Origin of the sequence: Cytobacillus sp. FSL K6-0265, from assembly GCF_038003465.1 — a bacterium.
In the GTDB taxonomy this organism is placed as follows: domain Bacteria; phylum Bacillota; class Bacilli; order Bacillales; family Cytobacillaceae; genus Cytobacillus; species Cytobacillus stercorigallinarum.
The window spans coordinates 2,052,742-2,065,682 of record NZ_JBBOPE010000001.1 but is presented as its reverse complement, the minus strand read 5'-3'; the positions used below and the strand labels follow the sequence as shown (position 1 = coordinate 2,065,682).

Genomic DNA, 12,941 nt, shown 5'->3' with positions numbered 1-12,941 from the left:
AAAGCGTATAATAATAGACAATAAAACATATAGGAGGGAACACAATTTTGACTAACTTTCAAACGAAAGAAACACTGCAATTATTAAAAGAATTAGTTTCCATCCCTAGTCCATCAGGGAATACATATGAAGTAATCTCATACGTTGAGCATTATTTGCATGAACTGGGAGTACAAACAAAGAAAAATCGCAAAGGCGGTCTAATCGCAACAATTACTGGAAAAGACCATTCCCAACATAGGATGTTAACTGCACATGTGGATACATTAGGAGCAATCGTTAAGGAAATTAAACCGAGTGGAAGATTAAAAATTGATCTCATTGGTGGGTTTCGTTACAACTCTATTGAAGGCGAATACTGTCAAATTGAATCGTCAGATGGAAGAAGATATAGTGGTACCATCCTCATGCATCAAACCTCTGTTCACGTCTATAAAGATGCTGGTACTGCGGAAAGAAATATGAATAATATGGAAGTACGTTTAGATGAGGAAATCCACTCAATTGAAGACGTTAAGAAACTAGGAATTGCCGTTGGAGATTTTGTTTCATTTGATCCACGAGTGGAAATAACCAATGCTGGATTTATCAAATCTAGACATTTAGATGATAAAGCGAGTGTAGCTATTCTACTGCAATTAATTAAAGATATCGTTACTAGTCGTATTGAACTACCTTATACCACTCATTTCCTCATTTCAAATAATGAAGAAATTGGTTATGGAGGCAATTCAAATATTACTGACGAAACAGTAGAGTATTTAGCTGTCGATATGGGCGCTATCGGTGATGGACAGACAACTGATGAATATACAGTTTCTATTTGTGCGAAGGATTCTAGCGGCCCTTATCATTATCAATTGCGTAAACATTTAGTCACTCTTGCAGAAGAACATCAAATCGGTTATAAGGTAGATATTTATCCATACTACGGTTCCGATGCATCTGCCGCTATTCGATCCGGATTTGATATTATTCACGGATTAATCGGACCAGGTATTGACTCTTCTCACGCTTTTGAGCGCACGCATGAAAAGAGTATTCGCCAAACTTACGATTTACTTTATTATTATCTACAGTCAGAACTTGTTGGATAAAAACATATGCTGGATTAACTTATTTTCATCATACCTGCCTGCCCAGATATATCATTTGTTGGCAGGTATATTTTTCCCCTAATGTCCTTCTCTTCTTAATTCTATAATTTTCTTTTGTACATGATTGTGATATTGTCTCTTAATAGTGAAAACTTCTCGCTTGATCTCTTTTTGATGATGAACTGTCCCCATCTCCTCGTGTACACGATAATTCACCAATTTTTCCGCGATGTAATGAAAGTTTTCACTTAAACCAATGCGCAGCCACATCTCATAATCATGTGTATATCTATAACTGACATCAAACGGACCAACTTCGCGCAATAAATCCATACGCAGCATGACTGTACAACCGTGAATAAAACATATTTCTAATAAAGCTTTTAAGAAGTGACTTCTCAATGAATACGTTTGATTAAAATTCGCATCTAACTGTGTATCACTTTTCCCAATTGTCTCACAGCCGCTATAACAAGCTCTTACACCATATGTTTCCATATATTTTACTTGTTTTTCTATTTTTGTTGGTTTATAGCTATCATCGGCACTAAGCCAACAAAAATATTTACCAGTTGCGATTTGAATCCCTGCGTTAAGAGCTGTAGCTGTCCCTCCATTTTCCTTCCTTAAATAAGTAACTTTTGTTTTATATGGTTCAAGTTTATCAAGATGACATGTGGAGCCATCATCAATGACAATAATCTCGATATTTCCATATGTCTGTGCAAGCAGACTTTCAATTGCCTCACCAATATATCGACAATTATAAAAAGGGATTACGACTGAAACTTTATCCATAAATTAACTGCACTCCGTTCTTTCTTTCTAGACGTATTGTCCAAACCACATGTGAGACTTGCGCATATTTATAATTAAAGGGTAAATGTGATAGGAGGAGTACATCTTGAAAGTATTATTTATATTCTATGTACCAAGTGGAGGAGTCGAAACCTTAAATAGACAAAGAAGTATTGCTTTAAAGGAGGTAGGAATCAATTGTCATTTTCTATATTATGAAAATCGTAGAAATTATTTAAATGAACACTATAATCCTGTATTTATTAAAAGCGATGAAGCAGAAATTATTAAGCTAATAAAGAAACATCAATATGATGCTATTGTCATAACTTCCGATTTTAAAATGGTTCCTGCTATCAAAAAAAGTGGATACAAAGGTAAAATCTTTGTTGAAATCCAAGGTTATGGGTCGATACAACAAACAAGAAATGGTTTTTTTCTTGGTAAAACATTAGCGGAGAATGATATTGATGGTTTTCTTAATCCAAGGACTCCCCATATTTCCGTATTATTAAATGAGATATTCCCAAAGGTCCCCAAGTATGAATTTAATAATTGCTTTGATTGCAGTAACTTCAACTATAAAGCGACTGGAAAAAGTTTTGTCCAACCAATTATTGGTTGGGTTGGGCGAATTGAGGATAATAAAAACTGGCAAGAATTTTTGAGCATTTGTTTTTTACTAAAAAGGAAGCTACGCAACCAGCTACAAGTCTACCTTTTTGAAGATCCAACTTTATCTTTCCCTGAAGATAGAGAGAAGTTTTTAAAGGCGATGAGAAAGTACCATTTGGAAAAAAACATAACATTATTACCGAATATTCCTAATGAGAATATGGCTGACTATTTTTCAATGATTAGTGATTCTGGTGGATTTCTTTGTTCGACCTCAAAAATAGAAGGTGCTCCATTAACAGCATTAGAAGCAATGAGTTGTAGATGCCCGATACTCACAACTGATTCTAGCGGTATAAGAACAGCTGTTACTCATAATATTACCGGCAAATACTATGAAATTGGTAACCCAAAAGAAGCTGTGAAAGAAGGGGTCGAACTGATTCAAAACCAAGCTCTCAGACAAACGATTATTAATAATGCAGTATCGCATGTAAAAACGAACTTTCACCCCTCGCTTTATGCTCAAAATTTCAAGAAAATGATGACAAGTACATTAGTAAGCAACTGAAAGTTGTTCATAAAAGAAATCGGTTTTACACGGTTTTTCTATGTGAACGTCATACCATCGTTAAGGAATACGTAGCAACTAGCCTCTTAATAAAGAGATGAAACGAACAAGATTGTAAAAATAATCATACATGAGGAAACGAATTGAGCAGGACCATACACTGCTCAATTCGTTTCCTCATGTTGGCTCTTTCTTATGCTGTTTTTACTCTATAGTATAACTAGATATCTTAACTTCCTTTAAAGTAAATGTCTTTCGGCTAGAATTTTACTTACTCGACAATCAGTTTTTAAACCATTACTCATACTTAAACAATGAGCCAAACAATTTTATGTAAAATAGAAAACACTCCCTTTTTTAGGAGTGTCCATTTGACATGTATTCATCCAAGTGACTATGCAAACTAGTATCTTTTCATTTCCACTTTTTTAAAAGTTGCCTTAATTTTCTCCGATAAATCGCTTCGAGTTTACGTATTTCCATTTTCATTGCCGGCTGATTTTTAGCTGATGTTGAATTGCTATGGGCGCGATATTTTGTCAGACTTTCATTTATAAATGCTATTGACGTTTCGGCAAGAACCACCCTTAACCACATATCATAGTCTTGAGTGAATTTATATCGAGCATTGAAATAGCCCAATTCATTAAATACATCTTTTTTTATCATGACTGTACATCCATTCACAGGGTTATAGTATAAAAAGGTTTCATAAATATGACTGGTAGATAGAAAATTAATCGTTAAGTTTTTATTCACCACTTCATTATTTTCATTGATAATATCATAGTTTGTAAAACTCATACTCAGTTGACGATTTTCCATAAAATCTACTTGTTTTTCAATCTTTTCATGTACAAATAAATCATCGGCACTTAACCAGGCAATATATTTCCCTTTAGCAGCTTTAATTCCCGTATTCAACGCAGCAGCTGTTCCTTTATTTCTTTGGTAAATATAGGTTAGTTTATTTTTATAAGATTGCACTAAGTGTACGTATTCAGTTGAACCATCATCGACAACAATTAATTCAATATTTTTATAAGTTTGCTGTAATACGCTTTCAATTGCTTGATCGACATATTGGCAATTATAAAAAGGAATAACGACCGAAACTAGTGGCTTCATATTTACACGTCCTTCTTTATCTTATTCCTAAAGTGAGTTAACACATCATTTAATGATTGTGTTAAAGAATAGCTCCTCACCCAACCTAAATCTCTTAAGCTTTGTGCACTCATTGATGCGACATAAGATGGTCGTAACTCTTCCACTTCTTCTATATGAATATGTTCATTCGTAAGAGATTTGTAAATAGCCATCACTTCAAGAAGTGTATAAGATGTTTCTGAACAAATCTCGTACACTTCCCCTACTTTTCCTTTTCTTAACAACAATTCGTACGCTTTTATTGCATCTCTTACATCGAGAAAATCTCTCTTGGCATTGACAGCAATTTCTATAGATTCTTTTTTATCATAGGAATGCTTTGCTTCTAATTCTGCAATTCGTTGACCTAAAATGGCACAAATACCCGTCGAATTCCCTGGACCAATTAAGTTTGTTGGTTTGGCTAAGATGACTTGGCTTTCAAAGAGCTGAATCCATGACTTTGCCAGGATTACTTGTATGGTTTTACTAAGACTATAAGGATTTTTTAGCGTGTCTAATTGATTCGGTTCAAATTCTAATGCTGAACCTGGTATAAGGATGCGACAGTGTGCCACATACTTTCTAGCTTCGTCTATTAATTTGACTGTTGCGATTGTATTAACACTCAATACATCAACTGGATGTTCCCATGAATCAGAAACATTACACCTCCCAGCTAAATGCAAAATATAATCAGGCTTACTGACATTTACTGCTTCTTCAATTTGTTCAAGTGATAATAAATCACAAATGATCACCTTATATGGTAATGATAAGTTTGGCTTTTTCCTCATTAATGCATATACTTGATAACCTTGATTATGAAAGAAATCACATGCATGCCGACCCGTAAACCCACCAGCACCAGTAATAAGGATCGTTTTCCCTTTACCCATATTGCCCCTCTCACTCTCCATTTCGAACAACTTACTAAATAGCATATGAAGAGTTTGTCTATTTGTTTGGGCTCAATTCTTTTAAAAAAATGGTAAAACTTGTCCAAGCACCTCGTACGCCATGCACATAATGTATTACTAACTGACAAGCAAAGGAGGTGAATATAATGGGAACATTTTTAGATTCACAAAGCTCACAAAACTCAACAGCAAATGGTCAAATTAGTATTCCTGTGACAGCTACACCAACATTATTTGGTACATTAGGCTTGAATTTAGCTGGTGCAGGGACTAATCCTCGTGTAACATTTTCTATCAGCGCTGCATTCACTTCCTTAGCTACAGTGTTAACACCGATTGTCGTAAACGTTTATCGCGTTGTAAATGGAACGCCATCTCTTATTTATTCAGCGACACAAACATTAGCAGTTGCAGGCCTTGGATTAGCTTCAACTACTGTATTATCCTTCAATGGTGCCGATTACAACCCGATTGCACAAACGACTTTTCCAATTTATCGCGCAACAATCAATGTAGCAGGCGGGGTCGTATTATTTCCAACTCGAACAGGCCCAGAAACATTCTATGCAGCAGCATATTCTGACTAATTTGTGAATAAAGCAAACCACGGACAATATATGTTTTAAACATATATTGTTCGCACTTTAATTTGAACACAGCTTTCTATTTTCATATTGTATAAGGTTTTAGCAGGTATACCCGTCTATAACAGATAATAGCGGACCGCATATACATATAATGTGGACAATCACAAAGGAGAGGAATATATGAAGATTCTTTTTGCAACCTTTTGGCAAATTCCGCACGTTGGTGGCGTATGGAAATATATGAACCAACTAAAGAATAGATATGAACGACTTGGTCATACAGTTGATATCATTGGCTTTACTCAAGATCATAAAGCGCTTGCGGTGATTAATCGTAATATTTTTATTCCTACGCCTACTGGACCACCACCTATGGCTGAGAGTAAGGATCCAATTATTGGCTCTTATTCTTCCTTATTAGACATATATATAAATTGTTTCAAACAAATTGACCTTAGCGAATATCATGTTATACATGCCCAAGATATTTTCTCTTCCATAGCGGTCAATCGATTAAAATACCCTCAAACTGCAACGGTTACAACAATGCATGGATGTGTAGCTCAAGAAATTATTGATGCCCATTATAATGGTCAAATTGAAAATCGCTCCATAGAAGGGGTTGAATATTTCTGTCAACTCGAAAAACAAGGAGCTGAAGCTAGCGACTGCACCATTGTTGCAAACCGATGGATGTATGAAAAACTGATATCCCAATTCGATGTATCTGAACAGCAATTAAACATTTTACACTACGGCTATGATATCGATGCATTTACCGCTAGCGCTAAGGAAACAACCAATATGAAAAAGCCACGCAATAAAAAAGTGATCATTTTCACAGGTAGATTCACGCCGTTCAAGGGGGTTAGGTTTCTTATTGAAGCACTTGCAATGCTTAAGGAAACAAGGCGTGATTGGGTATGCTGGCTTGTAGGGAGCGGTCCTGAAGAAAACGATTTGAAAAAACTTGTTAAACAAGCACGACTAGAGAAAGAGATAGTCTTTCTAGGGCAACGAGATGATGTCCCTGCCTTACTGCAACAGTCAGATATGCTTATTTTACCAACGTTAATTGAGAACCAACCTTTATCTGTTATTGAAGCACAAATTTCCGGGAAAGCCGTCATCGCAAGTCAAGTTGGGGGTGTCCCCGAGATGATTCAACATGGAATGACTGGCATGCTAGTGCCTCCAAAAAACGCCTACCCACTTTATGAAACGATTGCTTATCTCTTAAAAGAGCCAGCATTCTTGAATAATCTCGGTATGCGTGCCAAACATTTCGCCCATGATTACTGGCGTTTAACTCCAGCCATTGATAGTGTTATTGCTGTTTACCAAAAAGCCTTGAAGACAAAGCAAACTTAGGGAGGAACAATCATGAATATTGTTATTAGCGGAGGAGCAGGATTTATTGGCTCACATCTAGTGGACTACTTTATAAAAGAAAGAGCAAAAGTATATGTGATTGATAACTTCTCATCTAGCACACAAAAAAATCTCCACCCTGAGTCAATCGTTCTTGATTGTGATATTAGAAGCGAGACAATAAAGCAGCACTTTTCTACAATAAAACCTGATCTTGTTTTTCACCTTGCTGCTCAAGCAGATGTAACAAAATCCATCAAATATCCAACTGTAGATGCAGATATTAATATCGTTGGTACAATCAATCTTCTAGAAGCTAGTGTTCAAGCAAAAGTCAAGCAATTTATATTTTCATCTACCTCAGCTGTTTATGGAGAATCATCAGAAGATATTATTCATGAAACAGATACCACTCAACCAATCTCCTATTACGGTATGTCAAAATATGCAGCAGAAAATTATATCCGCCTTTACCACCATTTATATCAATTACCCTATACGATTTTACGCTATGGCAATGTGTATGGTCCTAGACAAACACCAAAAGGAGAAGGTGGTGTTATTGCTGTTTTCCTGGAAAAGATTTTAGCAGGGGAAACACTTAATATACACGGTAATGGCGAACAAACACGAGACTTTATATTTGTCGACGATATCGTTCTTGCAAATGTTTCTGCTAGTAAACAAGTCACAAATGATACCTTTCATGTGAGCACAGGTTTAAAGACTTCAGTTAATCAAATCATTGAAAAACTCTCTCATATTCATAACAAACCGATCAAAAAACAATATGTTACCGGTCGCCAAGGAGATATAAAAGATAGCTGCCTCTCCCCGGAAAAAATCAAACAGAAACTCAATTGGGTATCACAACATGCTATCGATAATGGATTACTACAAACCTATCAATTTATGAAAAACAAAAGCTAACTTCATGTAAGGAGCTTTTTTATGAAGATGATGCCTAGGAGGAGTGTAGAATGATATGAATCCGTAAGGCGAGTTACACAAACATAGGTAGCTAATGGATGAAGCGTATCTTATGTAATAACATTCACATCGAGAGTCATTAACTAACTGTTCTTCACTATGTGTTTATTTATCACCCTCTCAGAAAACCAGCCTTTATCAATTATCAGGATTAGCTATTATCGCTCGTGATGTAGGAGGTAAACCAGAAATGATTGAAGATGGTGTAACAGGTTTTCTTATACCGAGCGGAGACTCAAAGAAACTAGCTCAACAAATTTCTTTCTTACTACGTGAAGATAAGATCAGAAAAAGTATGGGTATGAGCGCATTTGCGTTCGCTCCTAGTTACTGGTCGTTAACAAACACAATTAAACAAGTCTCCCCCTTCTATCATCAGACGATAAGAAAAAACAGCATGAATAATTGAATTTTAGTAAACAAGTAATCCGGTTTGATTCGCTAAATTTCTTATCCATGCCATCTGAATGCGAATAAGCGGAGACGTTTTAAAAAAGGAGACGCTAAACATAAAAAACGAACAAATTCTATCGATTAAATGGAATTGTTCGTTTTTTTCTGTATGAGTAATCACGACTATGCTCTTTCTTTCATTCTTTTCATCTCTATTTTAAGCTCACTGAGCATTTCTTTATATGTTGGAAATCGATAGGAGAAATCTTTCCTTACCGTTTGCACTGTTCGATCCAACTTTACTTCATCATCAGGGATAATCGATACATCTTCTTTGTGAAATACTTCTTTTATTAAAGACAAGAGCTCATATTTAGAAACGGCTTGAGGCATACCAAGATGATACAGTCCTTGTATATCCTCCTTAATCATCTGATGAATCGCTTTCGCTAATTCTAAAGTCGTTACGCCATTCCAATACACATTACTAAAACCCTTTATGGTACCTGTTTGATTCATAAACCATAAGAATAAGCCAATGCCATCTTTCTTTAACTCAGGACCTATAATTGATGTCCTTACAGTTAAATGAGGGGGGGAAGATACTTCACCTAATTGCTTCGATTGCGCATAAATAGATGTGCCATCTGTTATGTCTTCTTCAGAATAACCTCCCTTATCGCCTAAAAACACACAGTCCGTACTAATATGGATGAGACGGCCTCCCCTTTTTTCCATAATACTTGCCAACGATTGTGGCAGCAGACTATTAACTTGAAAGGCAAGTTTTGTATTAGCACTTGCATGCTCGTTTAAGATACCAACACAATTAATAACGATATCTGGTTGTACCTTATCAATAACCGCTTCTACATCAGTTGTACGGGTCACATCTAAATATAGTTGATGATCATTTTCTGAATGTTCTCTTGAAGTTATATAGACGTCAAACGTTGAATAAGCATGAAAATAGGAGGCAAGCATGTGACCTGCCATGCCCTTCCCTCCCAAAATTAATAATTTCATTTTAAATAAACCCGCCCTTCTTCAACATCTTCCTCAGCTCCTCTTTATCCATTAACGATTGACCAGAATTATATTCTTCTAGATTAATCGGTTGATAATCTTTATAATAAGCCCTCAAACCATCGATATGAATAGAGGGTAGGATAACATAGTATTCATCATCATATGTGACGGTCATTGTACTTTCATAATCAGATAGTAAGAGTTCATGGATTTTTTCTCCTGGTCTAACTCCAAGGATTTCTGTTCCGATATTCGTTTTTCCTGATGCTTCAATTAATAAGTCAGCTAGGTCAGTAATTTTGCATGCAGGCATTTTCATTACAAATGTTTCGCCACCAATACTTTCAAAGGTTGCTTTAAAGACCAATTTTATCGCTTCCTCTACTGTTAAGAAGAATCTTGTCATACGAGGGTCGGTAATGCCTACTTTACCTTTTTCTTGTATTTGTCTCTTAAACACATGGATGACACTTCCATTTGTACCGAGTACGTTTCCACCTCTTATACAAACAAACTTTGTTTCCGAGTTTAATGTATTGGCATGGATAATCAATTTCTCCCCCATCGCCTTAGATAAACCGTAAAAGTTCGACGGATTAGAAGCTTTATCTGTGGATATATATACAACTCTTTCTACTTTATTAATAACTGCTGCATCTATGACATTTTGCGTTCCAATCACATTTGATTTTAAAGCTTCAATCGGTTGGTCTTCACATACAGGAACATGCTTAAGTGCTGCAAGATGGAAAACATAATGTACGCCTTGAGTTGCTTCAATCATTGCTTCCTTTTCTTTTATATCTCCAATTAAAAAATGCAATGAAGGATGATGATCGAATGCTTCCTTCATTGAAAATTGATTAGACTCATTTCTAGAAAGTATTCTTATCTCTTTCGGTTGATAGGATAGTAATTGCTCGACGAGTTCATAGCCCCAAGACCCTGTTCCGCCGGTTACTAAGATGATTTTATCTTTAAACAACTGTCAGTCCCCCTAATAGTAGTTTGATTACTTTATCTGAAACATCATTTGCTTCGTAGCCTTCAGGTAATTTCCAGTTTGTTGGCTGACTCGTCATAATTTTTGCACAGGAAAGAATTCTTTCTGCATGTATACCAGAAATCATATTGCTTCCACAGGCTAATGTTTCAGGTCTTTCTGTTGTATGGCGGATTGTAACAGTTGGAATATAGAATAAACAGCATTCCTCTTGGACTGTTCCACTATCCGTTAATACACAGAAAGCATTTTTCTCAAGTTGTACAAAATCAAAAAAACCAAATGGTTGATGGAATTCGACTAATGGATGTAGAACGAAATCGGTAAGGTGATCGATTTTGGATTTTGTGCGGGGATGAATACTGCAAATAACACGTTTATTAAAATGATCAGCTACTTGATTAACGCCATTTAATATCTCAAGCAGTCTTTCTTGATGGTCGACATTTTCAGCTCTATGTGCAGTAAGTAACAAATAATTTCCTTTTTGTAGTGATAGTGAGGGTAAAATATTACTTTTATTAATTTGTGCTGAATAGTGTTGGATAACTTCATTAATCGGATTGCCTGAAGTATAGATTCTTTGTGGGGCAACCCCTTCTCTTAATAAGTTTTCTTTACTTCCTGGTGTATAAGGTAGATTAATTGTTGAAATCGCATCAATTACACGGCGGTTTTTCTCTTCAGGCACTTCTAAATCATAGCAACGATTCCCCGCCTCCATATGGTATACTGGAATACCCATGCGCTCAGCTAGAATGGCACTGAGTCCACTATTAGTGTCTCCTAATACGAGAATTTTATCTGGTGCCTCATCTTGTAATATGCCTTCTAGTTCGCTATACATTTTTGCTAATTGTTTCCCAAGTGATTGTTGTTTTGTTGCTAATATATAATCAGGTTGTCTTAAGCCTAGTTCTTTAAAAAAGATATCGCTTAATTCATTTGTGAAATTTTGACCGGTGTGGACAATAAGATGTTCATCAATTATTTGATCGAGTTTTTTTATGATTAAACTTAAGCGAATAATTTCGGGCCTTGTCCCCAAAATTGTCATGATCTTCATCCCTTCACTCCCTTTCCTTTCAATTACTAGACCATAGCACTTTTTTCTATCTAATATTAATTTATGCTTGTATCTCGACTTTGCTATAGGCAAGTCTTTGAAAGATAAAATTGAAACATATACCTAAAGAGCGCTTTTAAGGGACGAAGCCACTGGAAATGAAAAAAAGCTATGATGAAATGGTATTTACCCTATCATCATAGCAAGCAAAATTATCGTTCTTAATTAGTTCATTACATTACATCATTATTATTAATGAAACGGATAAAAAAAGGCATGAGAAGACAAATAATGATAAATACGAAGCCACTGGATAGATAGACAATGGTTTGCGAAGGGTTAAACAGATAAATAAAAGCGATAATAAATGAGGAAACGAGCGGTAGAAAGCAAGTTACTTTTTTTGAAGCTACACTTTGATATTGATTTTCCCCGCAGTACATACACTTTAATGTTCTTCTCATAGTAAATAGCCTTTTAAATGTTTGCGTCCAACTCCACTTGTGATGACAATTTTGACAAATAGGCATAACAAACCTCCATTATTCCTTTATCGCTTAAAACCAAATTCACCCAAATAGTGGGCATATGTATGAAAATCTGATCCGCCAGTTTGCAGGATCTCATATTTTTTTGCCATTCTTTTGTATTTTTTCACATCCTTACTTGTATGCCTGCGATGCCAAACTTCGATACCATCGAGACCTAAATGCAGTAGTTCTAACACTAACTGATCATCTTTTATGAGGCGCGGATGAGCTAGCACAGCATGTCCACCCGCCTCATGAATCGTGGCAATCGCCTCTTCCACAGACATCGTATCGAGTGGAATATGTGTTGGCGTATCATCACCGATGTAGCGCCGAAAAGCATCATTCTTACACGATGCATAGCCCTTTTCAACTATAGCCATGGCAATATGGGGTCGGCAAATAAGCTCTCCTGCCATTTGTTTCCTTATATCTTTCATACTAATAGGCACTCCATAAGAGTTTAACAGTTTTAACATCTTGTTGGCACGATCTAACCGACTTTCATAAATAAATGCCAGTTTCTTTTTAAGACTATTAGTCGGATGAATACCATAACCTAATATATCAATTCTTTTATCTTTATATGTTGATGATAGCTCAATCCCTCTAATGAGATGAATAGGGAGATTGTGGGAGATGCTATACACCTCTTCTACACCATCAATCGTATCGTGATCTGTAATACTGATGGTCTTTAATCTTTTTTGAACAGCATATTGTATTAACTCAAGAGGAGTTAGTTCACCATCGGAAGCAGTCGTATGCAAATGCAAGTCAAAGCCTTCCTCTTTAGTTACAGCAGCTATATCCAATACACTC

Annotated in this window: 13 protein-coding genes and 1 pseudogene; 6 read left to right on the top strand and 8 right to left on the bottom strand. The window is 35.9% G+C overall.

Annotation, left to right across the window (positions count from 1 at the left end):
- Positions 1 to 74 precede the first annotated feature (74 nt).
- Positions 75 to 1,097 (top strand): M42 family metallopeptidase, encoded by a 1,023-nt coding sequence (locus MHH73_RS10585; protein WP_445662541.1) that lies wholly within the window; start codon positions 75 to 77, stop codon positions 1,095 to 1,097.
- Positions 1,098 to 1,175: 78 nt separating this feature from the next.
- Here the strand turns inward: MHH73_RS10585 and MHH73_RS10580 are convergent, their stop codons facing one another.
- Positions 1,176 to 1,895, bottom strand: coding sequence for a glycosyltransferase family 2 protein (locus MHH73_RS10580; RefSeq protein WP_191811831.1), 720 nt, complete (start codon positions 1,893 to 1,895; stop codon positions 1,176 to 1,178).
- A gap of 106 nt (positions 1,896 to 2,001) precedes the next feature.
- Between MHH73_RS10580 and MHH73_RS10575 the strand changes: the two genes are divergently transcribed.
- Positions 2,002 to 3,081: a glycosyltransferase family 4 protein gene (locus MHH73_RS10575; protein WP_191811833.1), complete on the top strand. Its 1,080-nt coding sequence runs from the start codon at positions 2,002 to 2,004 to the stop codon at positions 3,079 to 3,081.
- A 414-nt stretch (positions 3,082 to 3,495) separates the two neighbouring features.
- Here MHH73_RS10575 and MHH73_RS10570 read toward each other — a convergent pair whose 3' ends face one another.
- Positions 3,496 to 4,209 (bottom strand): glycosyltransferase, encoded by a 714-nt coding sequence (locus MHH73_RS10570; protein ID WP_341066660.1) that lies wholly within the window; start codon positions 4,207 to 4,209, stop codon positions 3,496 to 3,498.
- 2 nt (positions 4,210 to 4,211) lie between these two features.
- Positions 4,212 to 5,129 carry an NAD-dependent epimerase/dehydratase family protein gene (locus tag MHH73_RS10565; protein ID WP_341066657.1) on the bottom strand — a complete coding sequence of 306 codons (918 nt, stop codon included), beginning with the start codon at positions 5,127 to 5,129 and terminating at the stop codon, positions 4,212 to 4,214.
- Positions 5,130 to 5,296: 167 nt separating this feature from the next.
- On the opposite strand from MHH73_RS10565, the gene MHH73_RS10560 reads away from it, so the two are divergent.
- The 4 genes and pseudogenes from MHH73_RS10560 to MHH73_RS10545 form a co-directional block, all read left to right on the top strand.
- On the top strand, positions 5,297 to 5,737 hold the full coding sequence (locus tag MHH73_RS10560) for a hypothetical protein (RefSeq protein ID WP_191811840.1): 441 nt from the start codon (positions 5,297 to 5,299) through the stop codon (positions 5,735 to 5,737).
- Positions 5,738 to 5,917: 180 nt separating this feature from the next.
- Complete coding sequence (locus MHH73_RS10555) at positions 5,918 to 7,108, top strand: glycosyltransferase family 4 protein (RefSeq protein WP_341066653.1); 1,191 nt, start codon at positions 5,918 to 5,920, stop codon at positions 7,106 to 7,108.
- Positions 7,109 to 7,120: 12 nt separating this feature from the next.
- Positions 7,121 to 8,038 carry an NAD-dependent epimerase/dehydratase family protein gene (locus MHH73_RS10550; protein ID WP_341066651.1) on the top strand — a complete coding sequence of 306 codons (918 nt, stop codon included), beginning with the start codon at positions 7,121 to 7,123 and terminating at the stop codon, positions 8,036 to 8,038.
- Between the two features lie 211 nt (positions 8,039 to 8,249).
- Positions 8,250 to 8,507 (top strand): annotated as a pseudogene (locus tag MHH73_RS10545) (glycosyltransferase); the annotation flags it as partial.
- 167 nt (positions 8,508 to 8,674) lie between these two features.
- Here the strand turns inward: MHH73_RS10545 and MHH73_RS10540 are convergent.
- The 5 genes from MHH73_RS10540 to MHH73_RS10520 all read right to left on the bottom strand — a co-directional run bounded on the left by MHH73_RS10540 (position 8,675) and on the right by MHH73_RS10520 (position 12,934).
- Positions 8,675 to 9,517 (bottom strand): dTDP-4-dehydrorhamnose reductase family protein, encoded by an 843-nt coding sequence (locus MHH73_RS10540; protein ID WP_341066648.1) that lies wholly within the window; start codon positions 9,515 to 9,517, stop codon positions 8,675 to 8,677.
- A 1-nt stretch (position 9,518) separates the two neighbouring features.
- Positions 9,519 to 10,505 carry a polysaccharide biosynthesis protein gene (locus MHH73_RS10535; RefSeq protein WP_191811847.1) on the bottom strand — a complete coding sequence of 329 codons (987 nt, stop codon included), beginning with the start codon at positions 10,503 to 10,505 and terminating at the stop codon, positions 9,519 to 9,521.
- Positions 10,498 to 11,589, bottom strand: a complete 1,092-nt coding sequence (wecB, locus tag MHH73_RS10530) for a non-hydrolyzing UDP-N-acetylglucosamine 2-epimerase (RefSeq protein WP_341066646.1) — start codon at positions 11,587 to 11,589, stop codon at positions 10,498 to 10,500. Before wecB ends, MHH73_RS10535 begins: the two co-directional genes overlap by 8 nt.
- Positions 11,590 to 11,822: 233 nt before the next feature.
- A complete protein-coding gene (locus tag MHH73_RS10525; protein WP_191811851.1) occupies positions 11,823 to 12,119 on the bottom strand; it encodes a TIGR04104 family putative zinc finger protein in 297 nt (98 codons plus the stop codon).
- A 20-nt stretch (positions 12,120 to 12,139) separates the two neighbouring features.
- Positions 12,140 to 12,934, bottom strand: coding sequence for a PHP domain-containing protein (locus MHH73_RS10520; RefSeq protein WP_341066644.1), 795 nt, complete (start codon positions 12,932 to 12,934; stop codon positions 12,140 to 12,142).
- Positions 12,935 to 12,941: the final 7 nt, after the last annotated feature.

Coding starts and splice junctions, on each gene's coding strand:
- MHH73_RS10560 (WP_191811840.1), top strand. CDS start 5,297: ATGGGAACATTTTTAGATTCACAAAGCTCACAAAACTCAACAGCAAAT.
- MHH73_RS10565 (WP_341066657.1), bottom strand. CDS start 5,129: ATGGGTAAAGGGAAAACGATCCTTATTACTGGTGCTGGTGGGTTTACG.
- MHH73_RS10540 (WP_341066648.1), bottom strand. CDS start 9,517: ATGAAATTATTAATTTTGGGAGGGAAGGGCATGGCAGGTCACATGCTT.
- MHH73_RS10555 (WP_341066653.1), top strand. CDS start 5,918: ATGAAGATTCTTTTTGCAACCTTTTGGCAAATTCCGCACGTTGGTGGC.
- MHH73_RS10570 (WP_341066660.1), bottom strand. CDS start 4,209: ATGAAGCCACTAGTTTCGGTCGTTATTCCTTTTTATAATTGCCAATAT.
- MHH73_RS10580 (WP_191811831.1), bottom strand. CDS start 1,895: ATGGATAAAGTTTCAGTCGTAATCCCTTTTTATAATTGTCGATATATT.
- MHH73_RS10550 (WP_341066651.1), top strand. CDS start 7,121: ATGAATATTGTTATTAGCGGAGGAGCAGGATTTATTGGCTCACATCTA.
- MHH73_RS10525 (WP_191811851.1), bottom strand. CDS start 12,119: ATGCCTATTTGTCAAAATTGTCATCACAAGTGGAGTTGGACGCAAACA.
- wecB (WP_341066646.1), bottom strand. CDS start 11,589: ATGAAGATCATGACAATTTTGGGGACAAGGCCCGAAATTATTCGCTTA.